Genomic DNA, 15,590 nt, shown 5'->3' with positions numbered 1-15,590 from the left:
CGGCGCCAGCAGGCCGGCCTTGCGCAGCGCCGGGCGCAACGCATTGCCGAAACTGCGCGCCAGCCCGGCCAGCGGCTTGCCCGCATCCGAATCCGGATGCTCCACCACCAGGTCGCCGAAGGCCGCATGCCCCGCCAGCGCTTCGAGCACCGGCGCGATGCGGTCGGCCGGATCGATGCCGCGCAGCGTGGCGATGAGCCGCAGCTTCTGCCGCGCGAACACGAGGCCGTTCCAGGGCAGGGCGCGATCCAGTTCCGCAGCATCGGCGCCGGCGAATACGACGAATCCGTCTCCGCGCTCGGCCCGGGCGTGCCCGTGCAGGCCCGCTTCGGCCGCGCGCTCGCCGAGTTCGGCGGCCAGTTCTGGCTCGAAACCCGCGCGGCAGTAGCAGAGCAGGCCGGTCACGACGGCAGCCCGGTCAATAGAAGGTCCCGCCGTGCTCGCCGTAGGCCTTGAGCACGGCGCAGGCTTCCTCGCGCTGCAGGTCGCGGACCACCTCGATGCCGCGCTTCTCCAGTTCGCCGACCCAGTCGGCCGGCAACGGGCCTTCGTCGAATTCGGTCAGGCGCATCACGTCCTCGCTGCGCGCGCCGATCAGCAGGCGGTCGACTCCGGCCCAGAACGTGGCGCCGTAGCACTGGCAGCACGGCTGCGACGAGGTCGCCAGCAGGAAGTGGCCGGAGGGATCGTTCAGGCGCGAACGCTGCAGGCGCTGCTGCGCCAGCATGTAGGCCATGTTCTCGGCGTGCGCGAGCGAGCAGCTCTGCGGCAGGACGCGGTTGACGCCGATGCTGACCACGCGATCGTTGCCGTCGAACACCACCGCGCCGAACGGCCCGCCGCTGCGCGCCTCGACATTGCGCCGCGACAGCTCGATCGCGAATGCGACCTTGGCCTCGTCGCCGGCGAAGTCGCGGCCTTCCAGGTCCAGTTCGTGGGCCCAGACCGGCAGGGTGAGGTGCAGTTGCGCAAGCAGCATCGTGTGTTCCTTCGAGGGATGATCCTCAGGCCTTCTGCGCCCAGGTGTCGCGCAGGGTCACGCTGCGGTTGAACACCGGCCGGCCCGGCGCGTGGTCGCGGCGGTCGGCGACGAAGTAGCCGCTGCGCTCGAACTGGAAGGACTGCTCCGGCGCGGCTTCGGCCGCCGCGGGTTCGACGTAGCCGGTGACGGTGCGGCGCGATTCCGGGTTGATGTAGTCGCGATAGGTCTTGCCTCCATCGTCCACGTCCGGGTCCGGGACGGTGAACAGCCGGTCGTACAGGCGGATTTCCGCGGGCACGGCGTGGCGCGCGCTGACCCAGTGGATGGTGCCCTTGACCTTGCGGTTGGCGCCTTCCATGCCGGGACGCGATTCCGGATCCAGGGTGCAGCGCAGTTCGACCACGTTGCCGGCGTCGTCCTTGACCACCTCGTCGCAGCGCACGATGCCGGCGCCGCGCAGGCGCACGTCGCCGCCCACGGTGAGGCGCTTGAAGCCCTTGGGCGGCACCTCGGCGAAGTCTTCGCGCTCGATCCACAGCTCGCGCGAGAACGGGATGCGGCGCTCGCCGAAGGTCTCGTCCTTGGGATGGTTGGCGAAGGCCAGCGATTCCTCGTGGTCTCCGGGCAGGTTGGTGAGCACCATCTTCAGCGGTTCGACCACGGCCATGCGTCGCGGCGCCGCAGCATCGAGGTCGTCGCGCAAGGCGCCTTCCAGCACGGAGATGTCGAGCAGGGAGTTTTGCTTGCTCACGCCCACGCGGTCGACCATCAGGCGCAAGGCCGACGGCGTGTAGCCGCGGCGGCGGATGCCCTGCAGGGTAGGCATGCGCGGGTCGTCCCAGCCGTCGACCAGGCCTTCCTCCACCAGCGCCAGCAGCTTGCGCTTGCTCATCACCAGGTAGTTGAAGTTGAGTCGCGAGAACTCGATCTGGCGCGGCCTGGCCGCTTCCAGCGGCAAGCCGGCATCGGTCAGCGGCGTGAGCAGTTCCGGGTGGCCGGCCAGGTCGACCTTGTCCACGCACCAGTCGTACCGCGGCCGCCGGTCCTCGAACTCCAGCGTGCACAGCGAATGGGTGCTGCCCTCGATCGCGTCCGACCGCGAGTGGGCGAAGTCGTACATCGGGTAGATCGGCCACGCTTCGCCGGTGTTCTGGTGCGGCACCTTCTTGATCCGGTAGATCGCCGGGTCGCGCAAGGTGATGTTGCCCGACGCCATGTCGATCTTCGCGCGCAGGGTGCGCGCACCGTCGGCGAACTCGCCGGCGCGCATGCGCCGGAACAGGTCGAGGTTCTCCTCGACGCCACGGTCGCGGTACGGCGAATTGCGGCCGGGCTCGGTCAGGGTGCCGCGGTATTCGCGGATCTCGTCGGCGGTCAGGTCGTCGACGTAGGCGTCGCCCTGGCGGATCAGCTTCTCCGCGGCCAGGTAGAACACCTCGAAATAGTCAGAGGCATGGCGCAGGGAGGCCCAGTCGAAGCCGAGCCAGCGCACGTCCTCCTGGATCGCGGCGACGTACTCGGGGTCTTCCTTCGCCGGGTTGGTGTCGTCGAAACGCAGGTTGCAGCGGCCGCCGAATTCCTCGGCGATGCCGAAGTCCAGGCAGATCGCCTTGGCGTGGCCGATGTGCAGGTAACCGTTGGGTTCGGGCGGGAAACGGGTGCGGATCGCACTGTGCTTGCCGCAGGCCAGGTCGTCGCGGACGATCTGCCTGATGAAGTCGTGCCTGCTGAAGTCGTGCCTGGCCGGCTCGTTGGAAGGGTTGTCCGTGGACACTGGCGGTAACCGCTGGGGGAAACCGCCAGTTTAGCCGAGCTCAGCGGTTGTATTCCCCCGCGGCCTCGGGCTGGTAGCGGATCTCGAGCACCCGCAGGCGGATGCTGTTGCCGCCGGGCATCGGCCAGTCGATCGACTGGCCCGTGCGCAGGCCCAGCAAGGCGCTGCCCACCGGCGCCAGGATCGACACCTTGCCCGGGCTGCCGTCGGCCTCGTGCGGGAACACCAGGGTCATTTCACGCTCCTGGCCGCTGGCCTCGTCGAGGAAGCGGGCGGTGGAATTCATGGTGATGGCATCGTTGGGCATGTCCCGGGGCTCGCGCACCTCGGCGCGCGCGATTTCGTCGCGCAGCGCGTCGAAGGCCGGGCCGGCATGCGCCGGACGGTCGAGCAGCGCCTCGAGGCGGTCGCAATCCAGTCGCGACAGCACCAGCGGCGGAGCAGGTTCATTGGTGGACATTGGTTCCCTCCGGGCAATAGCAATGCGGGCAGGACGTCGCGCGTCCCGCCCGCTGGTCGTTCGAATGGGACAACGTTAGCCCGTGCGGGCTTCCGGTTCAACAGGGCCCGCGTCCCGTCCCGGGCGGAACCCCGCCAGGTCCGGATCGGGGCTGAACAGCTGCGGCGGCAATTGCCTGAATACCTGCGCCAGCTGGCCCAGGAATCCGCCCATCGCCGAACTCCTGCGCCAGGCCATGGCGATGCGGCGGCTCGGATGCGAGTCGCGGAAAGGCAGCAGCACGATGTCCTCCGAACGTGCCACCGGCGGCTTCACCGCCAGGGTCGGCAGCAGCGTGACGCCGACGTTGGCCGCGACCATCTGCCGCAGCGTCTCCAGGCTGGTGGCGCGGAACTCCGACTTCTCGCTGGCGCCTGCGAGCTGGCAGACGTCCAGCGCCTGGTCGCGCAGGCAATGGCCGTCCTCGAGCAGCAGGAGCCGCTCGCCCGCGAGATCGCCGACGTCCAGTGAATCGCGCCCGGCCAGGCGATGGTGGCGCGGTGCGGCCAGCAGGAACGGTTCGTCGAACAGGAACTCGACGTGCAGCTGGTCGTCGTGCAGCGGCATGGCCAGCAGCGCCGCGTCCAGCTTGCCTTCGTGCAGGCGTTCGAGCAGGACGTCGCTCTTCTCTTCCACCAGCAGCAGTTCCAGTCGCGGGAAGCGCGCGCGCATCAGCGGCATGGCGTGCGGCAGCAGGTAAGGCCCCAGGGTCGGGAACATGCCCAGCCGCACCGTTCCGGCTTCCGGATCCTGGGTGCGCCGCGCGGCCTCGCGCATCTGCTCGACCTCGCCCAGCACACGCCGCGCGCGCTCGGCCATCTCGTGGCCGATCGGCGTCAACATCACCTTGCGTGGCGCGCGTTCCACCAGCGCCACGCCCAGTTCCTCCTCCAGCTTGCGGATCTGCGTCGACAGCGTCGGCTGGCTGACGAAGCTGGCCGCGGCCGCGCGGCCGAAGTGGCGATGGTCGGCCAGCGCCACCAGGTACTGGAGGTCGCGCAGGTTCACGCAGCCTCGGCCACGGCGGCCGGCGCCGACGTGCGGATCAGGTGGTCGAAGGCGCTCAGTGCCGCGGTGCTGCCGGCGCCCATCGCGATCACGATCTGCTTGTACGGCACCGTGGTCGCGTCGCCGGCGGCGAACACGCCCGGCACCGAGGTCGCGCCGCGCTCGTCGATCACGATCTCGCCGCGCGGGCTCAGCTCGACGGTGCCCTTGAGCCACTCGGTGTTGGGCAGCAGGCCGATCTGCACGAACACGCCGGCCAGCTCGATGGTGCGGCTCTCGCCCGACTCGCGATCCTTGTAGACCAGGGCGCTGACCTTCTGGCCGTCGCCCAGGACCTCGGTGGTCTGCGCGCTGACCAGGATGTCGACGTTGGCCAGGCTGCGCAGCTTGCGCTGCAGCACCTCGTCGGCGCGCAGCTTCGAATCGAACTCGAGCACGGTGACGTGTTCGACGATGCCGGCCAGGTCGATGGCGGCCTCGACGCCGGAGTTGCCACCGCCGATCACCGCCACGCGCTTGCCCTTGAACAGCGGGCCGTCGCAGTGCGGGCAGTAGGCCACGCCCTTGTTGCGGTACTGGTCCTCGCCGGGCACGCCCATCTGCCGCCAGCGCGCGCCGGTGGACAGGATCACCGTACGCGACTTCAGGCTGGCGCCGTTCTCGAGCTGCACCTCGACCAGGCCGCCGGGCTCGGCGGCCGGCACGAGCTTCGTCGCGCGCTGCAGGTTCATCACGTCAACGTCGTATTCGCGCACGTGCTGTTCCAGCGCCACGCCCAGCTTGGGACCCTCTGTGTACTGCACCGAGATGAAGTTCTCGATGGACATGGTGTCCAGCACCTGGCCGCCGAAGCGCTCGGCGGCGATGCCGGTACGGATGCCCTTGCGCGCGGCATAGACCGCGGCCGCGGCGCCGGCGGGGCCGCCACCGACCACGAGCACGTCGAACGGATCCTTCTTCGCGATCTGTTCGGCGGCCTTTTTCGCGGCGCCGGTGTCGAGCCTGGCCACGATCTGCTCGACCGTCATGCGGCCCTGGTCGAAGGGCTGGCCGTTGAGGAACACGGTCGGCACCGACATGACCTCGCGCGCCTGGACCTCGTCCTGGAACAGCGCTCCGTCGATGGCGACATGGGAAATGTTGGAGTTGAGCACGCTCATCAGGTTCAGCGCCTGCACCGTGTCCGGGCAGCTCTGGCAGGAGAGCGACATGTAGGTTTCGAAATTGAACTCGCCTTCCAGGTCGCGGACCTGGTTGGCCAGCGCTTCCTCGATCTTCGCCGGGTAGCCGCCGACCTGCAGCAGCGCCAGCACCAGCGAGGTGAATTCATGGCCCATCGGGATGCCGGCGAAGCGCACCGACACGTCGGTGCCCGCGCGCACGATCTCGAACGACGGCTTGCGCGCGTCGTCGCCCTCGCGCAGCGTGATCCTGTCCGAGGTCGAGGCGATGTCGCGCAGCAATGCATCCAGCTCGCGCGAAGCGTCGCTGTCGTCGAGCGAGGCGACCAGCTCGATCGGTTGCGCCAGCTTTTCCATGTAGGCCGTCAACTGGGCCTTGAGGTCTGCATCGAGCATGGGGGACTCCTGGGGGAGAGGGGAGACGGGAGGGGGAGACGAAGCGGGGGAGGGCGATCCCGGGCGGGCTGGCCGCCCGGGACGCGGGTGACGCTTAGATCTTGCCGACCAGGTCCAGCGACGGCTTCAGGGTCTTGTCGCCTTCCTTCCACTTGGCCGGGCACACTTCGCCCGGGTGGCTGGCGACGTACTGCGCGGCCTTGACCTTGCGCAGCAGTTCGCCGGCGTCGCGGCCGATGCCGTTGTCGTGGATCTCGCACAGCTTGATCTGGCCTTCCGGGTTGATCACGAAGGTGCCGCGCAGGGCCAGGCCCTCTTCCTCGATCATCACGTCGAAGTTGCGGGTGATGGTGCCGGTCGGGTCGGCCAGCATCGTGTACTCGACCTTCTTGATCGCCTCGGAGGTGTCGTGCCAGGCCTTGTGCGAGAAGTGGGTGTCGGTGGAGACGCTGTAGATCTCGACGCCGAGCTTCTTGAACTCCTCGTACTTGTCGGCCAGGTCCTCGAGCTCGGTCGGGCAGACGAAGGTGAAGTCGGCCGGGTAGAACACGACGACCGACCACTTGCCCTTGAGGTCGGCGTCGGTGACTTCGATGAACTTGCCCTGCTTGAAGGCCTGGGCCTTGAAGGGCTTGATGGTGGTGTTGATCAGGGACATGGGCTTGGATCCTCGAGGGGTGGGTGGAAGGCAACAGGCACAGCTTAGGCAGGCCTATGCAAATCATCAAATCGATTGATTTCATCGATTCAATAGGCATAGTCTATCACAAATGCACTGCCCGTGCCTTTGCACATGGGGCTTCACCGGGTGCGGACCAAGAGGGGTATTCCATCGGGGAAACCAGGCACAGGCCTGGTCCCGAGGAGGCGTGCGATGGAAGTCACCACCCTGTTGCAGACGTCCTGCGTCCTGTTCCTGCTGGCCGCCCTGGGCGGACTGGCGATGGCCGGCATCCGTTTCGGCGGCAACCGCAATCCGCCCGTGTGGCTGGCAATGGCCCATGGCGGCCTGGCGGTCGCCGGCGTGGCCTTGTTGGCCTGGGCGGTGCTGGCGTTGTCCGCGCCGGCGACCGCGGCCTGGTCGTTGCTGTTGTTCCTGGTGGCCGCCGGCGGCGGCACCATCCTGTTCCTGGCCTATGAATGGGAGCGCAGGTTGCTGCCTTCGTGGCTGGTGGTCGTCCACGGCATCGTGGCGGTCATCGCGTTCGTGCTGCTGGCGCTCGCCGCGCTGGCGCCGGTCGCCTAGGCGTCCAGCAACAAGGCGAGGTCGGCGACGAACGCACGCCATGCGGCGTGCCGTGCTTCGTCGCCGCGCTGGCGCAGCACTGCAGAGGGATGCACCGTGGCGAACGCGCGGGTGCCATCCGCCAGCGTCTGCCAGGTGCCGCGTTGGCGGGTGACGCGGAACGCAGGCCCGAAGATATTGCGCGCGGCGATCGCGCCCAGGCACACCACGATGTCCGGCCGGATGCGCGCCAGTTCGCCTTCCAGCCACAGGCGGCATGCGCGTTGTTCGCCGGCGTTGGGGCTCTTGTGCAGCCTGGCCTTGCCACGGCGCTCGAACTTGAAATGCTTGACGGCGTTGGTGACGTACAGCCGGCTTCGTTCAATGCCCAATTCCTCGAGCGCGCGGTCGAAGAGCTTGCCCGAGGGGCCGACGAACGGATGGCCGCTCAGGTCCTCCGCATCGCCGGGTTGTTCGCCAACGACCAGTACGCGTGCGTTGGCCGGGCCTTCGCCGAAGACCGTGCCGGTGGCGGGCTTCCACAGCGGACAGCGCTTGCAACCCATGGCGGCATCGCGCAGGGCGTCCAGGCTGTCATCGACAGGTTCGGGTGCCGAGCCTTCGGGAACGGCGCGCCTGCGTGGCTTCCGCGTGGCCATGCCCCCGATGTTCCCGCGCCGGCCGTGTACGCACGGTGGGAGCGTCAGGCCGGGACGCCCAGGGAATCGGGCTCGCGCAGCAGGGCCTTGTGTACCTTGCGTTCGTCGTCGGGCGATAGCGGAACGAACAAGCCGACTTCGCCGGCGACCAGCGCACCCAGTGCCACGCCGTCGCGATAGGCCACCCGCGCGCCCGGTATGCGCGGGACCTTGCTGCCGGGCAGCACGGTTCCGGCCAGGTTGAGCGGGTCGGAGGCCGACAACACCAGCAACTCGCCGTCGGGCGCTTGCTTGCGCACCTGGCGCAGCGCCGCCACGGCCTCGGGCAGGGCGAACTGCTCGCCGGAGAGACCGGCGACGAAGCGTCCGCCACGCACCTCGCCGCGGGCCTCGAGGCGATGGTAGACGCGCAGCAGCTCGCGCCAGGTCGGCAGCCACGCGGCTTCGCGTTCGAGCAGCCGCCAGCACACCACGCCGTAGCGGCGCAGCAGGGTGCGGGCGATGTGCTCGACCGCCTCCGGCTCCAGCTTCTGCGGCGCGGCGCCGGCCGATTCGCGGCGCGCCAGCGTCCAGCGCCCGGCATCCTCGATGCCGAACAGGGCGGCACGGCGGCCGCGCCGGTTGAAGGCGGAGGGCCGCTTCGACTGCGGTACCAGCAAGGCGCGCAGGCCGGCGAAGCTGTCGCAGTGCACGCGGCCGCGCGCGACCAGTTCGGCCAGCGCCTCTTCCAGCTCGGTGCGCAACAGGTGCGCGCCCGACACGAGTTCGTCGAAGAACGATGCACCGTGTTCGCGCAGGTAGTCCGCTACCTTCTCCGCGCGCGACGACAGCGCGGGCTCGTCGTCGTGCTGGACGGCGGTGACGCGCGTCCACAGCGCCAGTTGCCGGCGCGGCAGCAGGGCGATGGGCGTGGTGCGCACGGGCGCGTTGCGCGCGCTGCCGCCGTCGGCGGAAGCTGAGGCGCCGCGCAATCGCGTCCAGGCGATGCGGCCGGCGGTGCACAGGTCGTCGAGCCAGGACAGGGAGTAGTCCGACACCCGCGCCGGCAGCAATTCGGCTTCCCAGGCGCCGGCCGGAGCCTCGAAACCTTCCAGTTGCGCCAACACGCCCGCCAGCGCTTCCGGACCGCTGGTCCTGCTGTCCTTCGACACGCGCTGCCAGGCCGCGAGGAAGCGCATGAAGTCGTGCGCCGCCACCGGTTCGATTTCCTTGCGCAGGCGGCCGAGGGTCTGGCGATGGATGCGCGCCAGCAACTGGCGTTCGCACCACTCCTCGGCAGGGGTGCCGCTGAAGTGCCCGCGCATCGCATAGCCTTCGCCTTCCAGCCCGGCCAGCGCCATGTCGACATCGAGCTGCTGCAGCGCCAGCTGGTCGGCGAGGACGCCGGCGGCAACAGGGCCGAGCCCGGACAGGCGCGCGCGCAGCAGTTCGACCAGCGCCTTCTCGCGGGACCAGGTTTCGCGCGCGTACTCGGCGGGCGCTTCCACGGCGGGGGCTTGTTTGGCGCCCGGGTACAGCGCCAGCGCCTGCGGCAGGCGTTCGGCGGCGAACCAAAGACTGGCACCGGCGTCCACGCGCGTGGCGCGGCGCGCATTGGCCAGTTGCTGCAGCAGTTCCGGCCAGCCCGGGTTCGAAAGCGCCTCGCGCGCGGCCAGGCAGCCCAGCGCCATCAATGCCTCGTGCATTTCATCGGCATTGCGCGCCCGCGGCCAGGCCTGCTCGCGCACGTCGGCGATCGCGCCGGCGTCCAGGCGTGCCAGGTCGCCCACGTCGCCGCGGTCGCCGTAGCCGCGCGTCGCCACCGCCTGGGTGCGGCGCTCCTCGAGCGGGGCGTCGTCGAGGAAGGCGTAGGGCTTGGCGCTGAGCGCCTCGGCCGCGAACGGCGACGGTGCGGTGAGGTCGCGCGCGACAACCTCCACTTCGCCACTTTCCACCCGTTGCAGCAGCGCCAGCCAGCCCTCGGTGTCCATTGCCTCGTGCAGGCAGTCGTCCAGGGTCTGCGCGACCAGCGGATGGTCGGGCACCTCGCGTTCGCCCACGATGTTCTCCAGGCACGCAACCTGGTCGGGGAACACGCTGGCCAGCAGGTCCTCGGACTTCATCCGCTGCAGTTGCGGCGCCACCTTCTTCCCGCCGACGAAACGCGGCAGTGCGAGCGCGGTGGTGGCGTTCCAGCGCCAGCGCACGCCGAACAGCGGCGCATCGAGCAGGGCCTGGACCAGGATGTGTTCGGCCGAAGACGAGTGCAGGTAACTGGCGACCTCGATCAGCGGGAACGAATGGCTGGTCGACAGCGACAGCACGATCGCGTTCTCGGTCGCGGCCGCCTGCAGCTCGAAGTTGAATTTCCGGCAGAAGCGCTTGCGCAGGGCCAGCCCCCACGCGCGGTTGATGCGGCTGCCGTACGGGGTGTGGATGACCAGCTGGGTGCCGCCGGATTCGTCGAAGAAGCGTTCGATGGCGATGGTGTCGCGGCTCGGCATGACCCCGAGCGCGGCCTGCTGGTTGGCGCAGTAATCGGCCAGCTGGTGGGCGGCTTCCGGCGGCAGGCCGAGCGTTTCGACCAGCCAGGCCACGAGCGGTGCGTTGTCCACGTCCAGCCGCGCGGCGATCTCCTCGCGCAGGCGCGAGACGCCGATCGACATCTCGTCGGTGCGGCCGGGCGCTTCGCCGAGCCAGAAGGGAATGGTGGGCGGCTGCCCCTGCGCATCCTCCACCCGCACGCGCCCGGCCTCGACCCGCAGGATCCGGTAGCTGGCGTTGCCGAGCTGGAAGATGTCGCCGGCCATCGACTCGATGGCGAAATCCTCGTTGACCGTGCCGATGACGATCGACTGCGGCTCCATCACCACGTTGTAGTCGCCGGTGTCCGGGATGGTGCCGCCGGACATCACCGCGGTCATGCGCCCCCCGGCGCGGCCGCGCAGGCGCCCGTGCACGGCGTCGCGGTGCAGGTAGCTGCCGCGGTTGCCGCGACGCGTGGCGTAGCCGTCGGCGAGCATGCGCACGACTTCGTCGAAATCCTCGCGGGCGAGTTCGCGATACGGCCAGGCGCGACGCATGGTGTCGTACAGCGCGCCCTCGTCCCATTCCCGCGCCGCGACCTCGGCGACGATCTGCTGCGCCAGCACGTCCAGCGGCGCCTTCGGCATCACCAGCGCGTCGAGCTCACCGCGCCGCACGCAGTCGAGCAGGGCGGCGCATTCGACCAGGTCCTCGCGCGAGGTCGGGAACAGCCGTCCCTTCGGCGTGCCGCCGACGAAGTGGCCCGAGCGCCCCACGCGTTGCAGGAACGCGGCGATCGAGCGCGGCGAGCCCAGCTGGCAGACCAGGTCGACGTCGCCGATGTCGATGCCCAGTTCCAGCGACGCGGTCGCGACCAGCACCTTGAGCGAGCCGGCCTTCAGCCGCTGCTCGGCGTCCAGGCGCAGTTCCTTCGACAGGCTGCCGTGGTGCGCGGCCACGTGTTCCTTGCCCAGCAACTCGCCGAGGTGGCGCGCCGCGCGCTCGGCCATGCGCCGCGTGTTGACGAACACCAGCGTCGTGCGGTGCGCCTCGACCAGTTGCGCCAGCCGCGCGTAGACCAGGTCCCATTGCTCGTTGGACATCACCGGTTGCAGGGGCACCGGCGGCAGCTCAAGGGCAAGGTCGCGTTGCCGCGAATAGCCGATGTCGACGATCTCGCAGCTGTCGCCATCGCCGACGAGGAAACGGGCGACTTCCTCGATCGGCTTCTGCGTGGCCGACAGTCCGATCCGGACCAGGCGGGTGCCGCACAGGGCTTCCAGGCGTTCGAGCGACAGCGCCAGGTGGCTGCCGCGCTTGCTCCCGGCCACGGCGTGGATCTCGTCGACGATCACGGTGCGCGCCGGCGCCAGCATCGCCCGGCCGGACTCCGAACCCAGCAGCACGTACAGCGATTCGGGCGTGGTCACCAGGATGTGCGGCGGGCGCTTGCGCATCGCCGCGCGCTCGCCCTGCGGCGTGTCGCCGGTGCGCACGGCGGTCCGGATTTCCACCTCGGGCAGGCCCATCCGCGCCAGTTCCTCGCGGATGCCGGCCAGCGGCGCCTCGAGGTTGAGGTGGATGTCGTTGGACAGCGCCTTCAGCGGCGAGACGTAGACCACCTGGGTGGCGTCGGGCAGGCCGCCGGTCGCCAGGCCCTGGCGGACCAGCGCGTCGATCGCAGACATGAATGCGGTCAGGGTCTTGCCCGAGCCGGTCGGGGCAGCGACCAGGGTGTGGCGGCCGGAACCGATCGCGGGCCAAGCCTGCTGCTGGGCCTCCGTGGGCCCGGGAAAGGCGCGTTCGAACCAGGCCGAGACCGCGGGATGGAAGGCAGACAGGGGCATCGAAACATTATCCGCCGGGGCTGTCGCAGGATCTGCGACGGCAGCGGCGGCGCGCACCCGGGACTTCTGTCAGGGTCGCGGCCAGGGCCGCGCGGGGTAGGCTGGCTGCTTGGTCACCGTCCCCGAGAACCCGTGATGACCTTGCGTCCCAGCTTGCTTGCCACCGCCCTGCTCGCCGCCACCGGCATGGCGCACGCCGCCGATGCCTCCGTTCCCACCGGCCCGCTGCCGCGTACCGTGGTGCCCAGCGAAGTCGCGCTGCAACTGACCATCGATCCGGCGCAGCCGCGGTTCTCGGGCCATGTCGACATCAGCGTCGACGTCGCCAAGGCGACCGACGTCATCTGGATGCATGGCAAGGGGCTTTCCATCACGAAGGCGGTCTACAAACCCGCCAACGGCAAGGAGCAGGTGCTCACCGCAGCGGAGGTCGACGTTTCGGGCGTGCTCAAGCTCACCGCGCCTATGGCCATCGCTGCCGGCAAGGGCGTGATCGCGATCGACTACGACGCGCCGTTCGGCGAGCTGCAGGGCGCCTACAAGGTCAAGCCGGACGGCAACGACTATGTCGTCACCCAGATGGAACCGCTGGGGGCGCGCACCGCGTTCCCGGGCTTCGACGAGCCCAGCTTCAAGCAGCCCTGGCGCATGACCATGATCGTGCCCGATGCGGCGGTCGCCGTGGCCAATGCCCCGGAGGCCAGTACCACCGACCTCGACGGCCCGATGAAGAAGGTCGTCTTCGAGAAGACCGAAGCGCTGCCCAGCTACCTGATCGCGTTCGCGGTCGGTCCCTGGGACGTGGTGGAAGGCCCCGACATCCCGGCCAGCGCGCAGCGCTCGCGCCCGGTCGAGCTGCGCGGCATCGCCGCCAGGGGCATGGGCGAAAAGATGACCTACTCGCTGGCGAACACCCCGGCGATCGTGCTCGCGCTCGAGGAATATTTCGGCACCGAATATCCCTTCGCCAAGCTCGACAACCTGGCCGCGCCGGACTTCTGGGCCGGTGCGATGGAGAACGCCGGCCTGATCGTCTACCGCGACAGCCTGATGTTCCCGGACGAGAACTCGGCCGTCGGCCGCCGCCAGGCGTTCTGGGGCGTGAGCGCGCACGAGCTGGCGCACCAGTGGTTCGGCGACCTGGTGACGATGGAGTGGTGGGACGACCTGTGGCTCAACGAAGGTTTCGCCACCTGGATGGGCAACAAGATCCACGGCCAGCTGCAGCCCGAGGCGCACACCGACCGCGGCCTGCTCGAGGGTGCGATCTACGCGATGGGCGCCGACAGCCTGGCCAGCACGCGCCGCGTGCACGAGCCGATCAAGGACTTCACCGACATCCAGTCGGCGTTCGACGGCATCACCTACCAGAAGGGTGGCGCGACGTTGAACATGTTCGAGCAGTACATCGGCGAGGAACAGTTCCGCACCGGCATTCGCGAATACCTGAAGGCGCACGCGCGCGGCAACGCCACCAGCGCCGACCTGATCGCCTCGGTCGCCGCGCAGAGCGATGCGCCGGAGGCCATCGCCAAGGCGTTCTCCAGCTTCATCGACCAGCCGGGCGTGCCGTTCGTCAAGGTCGACCTGGACTGCAGCGGCGCCAAGCCGGCGCTGGTGCTCGAGCAGCAGCGCTACCTGCCGCTGGGTTCGGCCGCCAGCGGCGAAGGCCAGTGGGGCATTCCGCTGACCGTGCGCTATGCCGACGGCGGCACCGTGCGCACCGCGAAGATGCTCTTCGAAGACAAACAGGGCCGCATGGAGCTGTCCGAAGCCGGTAGCTGCCCGGCCTGGGTGATGCCGAACGCGCACGGCACCGGCTATTACCGCTTCTCGCTCGCGCCGAAGCTGCAGCAGGCGCTGTCCGGTGCGTTCGCGCAACTCGACGAGCGCGAGCAGCGCGTGTACGCCGATTCGGTGACCGCCGCCTACGGCGCCGGCACCCTGACGCCGTCGCAGCTCCTCGCCGCCCTGCCGCAGTTCGCCTCGGCGCCGGTGCGGCAGACGGTGACCGCCGGCATGGGCAGCACCGAATGGATCGCACAGCGCCTGCTCGCCGACGACGCGGCGCGCGATGCCTTCCACGCCAAGGTGGCCGCGATCTACAGGCCGCGCCTGCAGCAGCTCGGGATGACGGCCAAGGCCGGCGAGCCGGATGACGACACCCTGCTGCGCAGCACCCTGATCGGCTTCTTCGCCAACACCCTGAAGGACGAAACCGTGCGCGGCCAGATGAACCAGGCCGGCCGTGCGGTGCTCGGCCTGGATGCCGATGGTGCGCTCGACCTCGACGCGGTGGCGCAGGACCTGCGCGGCACCGCGCTGGCCGTAGCCGTGGAGGAAGGCGGCAAGGCTGCGTTCGACGCGGCGGAGAAGCACTTCCGGGCCAGCCAGGACGCAGTGCTGCGCAGCCAGCTGCTCGGCGCGATGGGCGGCACCCTCGACGAAACGCTGAACGAACGCGCGCGTGCGCTGGTGTTCGAGGAAGGCCTGCTGCGCCGGAACGAGATCTTCCCGGTGGTGGGCGGCCAGACGGGCGACGAGGCGACCCGGCCGGGCCTGCGCACCTGGATCGACGAGCACTTCGAGCAGCTCCAGGCCAAGCTCGCCCCGGCCGGCGCGGCGATCGTGCAGCTGTATGCCGCGGGCATGTGCAGCGAAGCCGAGGCCGCGGAGCTGGAAGGCAAGTTCACCACGCGCATGGCCGACGTCGAAGGCGGCCCGCGCGAGCTGAAACAGACCCTCGAGGGCGTCCGCATGTGCGCTGCCCAGGTGGAAGCGCGCAAGGACCTGCCGGTCGAGTTCCCGAAGCGCTGAGCCCATCGCGGCGGGCCGTGCCGCTACCATGGCGGCATGGCCCGTTTCGACCAGTTGCTCCGTGAAGCCACGCGCCGTGTCGACCCTGTCGACGCGGCGCTTTTGCTTGCGCACGCCGCCGGCCGATCACGGACGTGGCTGTATGCGCACGGCGACGACGAGGCCGACGGCGCTACGGCCGACCGTTTCGGAACACTCGTCGCCCGCCGCGTCGCCGGTGAGCCCGTCGCCTACCTGACCGGACGCCGCGGGTTCCGCCATCTCGAACTGCAGGTCACGCCGGACACACTGGTGCCGCGTCCGGAAACCGAGCTGCTGGTCGAACTCGCGTTGGAGCGCTTGCCGGCGGACCGGGAACTGCGCATCGCCGACCTAGGTACGGGCAGCGGCGCGATCGCGCTGGCCCTGGCGAGCGAGCGGCCGCGCGCATCGGTGGTCGCCACCGACGCCAGTGCGGCTGCATTGGCCGTGGCCCGCGCCAATGCCGACGCATTGGGTATCGGCAATGTCGGGTTCCGCGAAGGCGACTGGCTCGCTCCGCTGCACGGCGAACGTTTCGACCTGGTGGCGAGCAATCCGCCCTACATTGCGGAAGGCGATCCGCACCTGGAAGCGGGCGACCTGCGCTTCGAGCCTGCGATGGCGCTGTCGTCCGGCAGCGACGGCCTGGACGCGATCCGCCGCATCGTCGCCGGCG

The 15,590-nt window shown here is 69.6% G+C and carries 10 protein-coding genes and 2 pseudogenes; 3 read left to right on the top strand and 9 right to left on the bottom strand.

The features are described from left to right. From QAA18_RS09495 to ahpC, 7 genes and pseudogenes are all read right to left on the bottom strand, one after another. Positions 1-405: pseudogene (locus QAA18_RS09495) on the bottom strand (23S rRNA (cytidine(2498)-2'-O)-methyltransferase RlmM); the annotation flags it as partial. A 13-nt stretch (positions 406-418) separates the two neighbouring features. Continuing rightward, on the bottom strand, positions 419-979 hold the full coding sequence (locus tag QAA18_RS09490; protein WP_279412688.1) for a nucleoside deaminase: 561 nt from the start codon (positions 977-979) through the stop codon (positions 419-421). 25 nt (positions 980-1,004) lie between these two features. Beyond that, positions 1,005-2,756 carry a glutamine--tRNA ligase/YqeY domain fusion protein gene (locus tag QAA18_RS09485; RefSeq protein ID WP_279412687.1) on the bottom strand — a complete coding sequence of 584 codons (1,752 nt, stop codon included), beginning with the start codon at positions 2,754-2,756 and terminating at the stop codon, positions 1,005-1,007. 40 nt (positions 2,757-2,796) lie between these two features. Next, positions 2,797-3,216, bottom strand: coding sequence for a nucleoside diphosphate kinase regulator (rnk, locus tag QAA18_RS09480; RefSeq protein ID WP_279412686.1), 420 nt, complete (start codon positions 3,214-3,216; stop codon positions 2,797-2,799). Positions 3,217-3,291: 75 nt separating this feature from the next. After that, complete coding sequence (locus tag QAA18_RS09475; RefSeq protein WP_279412685.1) at positions 3,292-4,263, bottom strand: LysR substrate-binding domain-containing protein; 972 nt, start codon at positions 4,261-4,263, stop codon at positions 3,292-3,294. Next, on the bottom strand, positions 4,260-5,840 hold the full coding sequence (gene ahpF / locus QAA18_RS09470) for an alkyl hydroperoxide reductase subunit F (protein ID WP_279412684.1): 1,581 nt from the start codon (positions 5,838-5,840) through the stop codon (positions 4,260-4,262). The genes QAA18_RS09475 and ahpF overlap by 4 nt, the downstream gene beginning before the upstream one ends. 94 nt (positions 5,841-5,934) lie before the next feature. Continuing rightward, the gene (gene ahpC, locus QAA18_RS09465; RefSeq protein WP_279412683.1) at positions 5,935-6,498 is read right to left on the bottom strand and encodes an alkyl hydroperoxide reductase subunit C; all 564 of its coding nucleotides are present in this window, start codon (positions 6,496-6,498) and stop codon (positions 5,935-5,937) included. A 216-nt stretch (positions 6,499-6,714) separates the two neighbouring features. Between ahpC and QAA18_RS09460 the strand changes: the two genes are divergently transcribed. Then, entirely contained in the window at positions 6,715-7,086 is a 372-nt protein-coding gene (locus QAA18_RS09460) for a hypothetical protein (protein ID WP_279412682.1), read from the top strand. Here QAA18_RS09460 and QAA18_RS09455 read toward each other — a convergent pair. Both QAA18_RS09455 and QAA18_RS09450 read right to left on the bottom strand, forming a co-directional pair. Further along, a pseudogene (locus tag QAA18_RS09455) lies at positions 7,083-7,703 on the bottom strand (UdgX family uracil-DNA binding protein); the annotation flags it as partial. The gene QAA18_RS09460 and the pseudogene QAA18_RS09455 sit on opposite strands and share 4 nt — an antisense overlap. A 65-nt stretch (positions 7,704-7,768) precedes the next feature. Next, positions 7,769-12,076, bottom strand: coding sequence for a DEAD/DEAH box helicase (locus QAA18_RS09450; protein WP_279412681.1), 4,308 nt, complete (start codon positions 12,074-12,076; stop codon positions 7,769-7,771). Positions 12,077-12,211: 135 nt separating this feature from the next. On the opposite strand from QAA18_RS09450, the gene QAA18_RS09445 reads away from it, so the two are divergent. Together QAA18_RS09445 and prmC are read left to right on the top strand one after the other, a co-directional pair. Further along, a complete protein-coding gene (locus QAA18_RS09445) occupies positions 12,212-14,893 on the top strand; it encodes a M1 family metallopeptidase (RefSeq protein ID WP_279412680.1) in 2,682 nt (893 codons plus the stop codon). A gap of 36 nt (positions 14,894-14,929) precedes the next feature. Continuing rightward, positions 14,930-15,590, top strand: a 661-nt coding sequence (gene prmC, locus QAA18_RS09440) for a peptide chain release factor N(5)-glutamine methyltransferase (protein WP_279412679.1), incomplete at its 3' end; no start/stop codon positions are given.

The sequence above is a fragment of the Luteimonas sp. 8-5 genome (genome assembly GCF_029763755.1).
Lineage (GTDB): Bacteria > Pseudomonadota > Gammaproteobacteria > Xanthomonadales > Xanthomonadaceae > Cognatiluteimonas.
The sequence above is the reverse complement of the archived record's forward strand: the minus strand, read 5'-3'. Positions and strand labels throughout refer to the sequence as shown.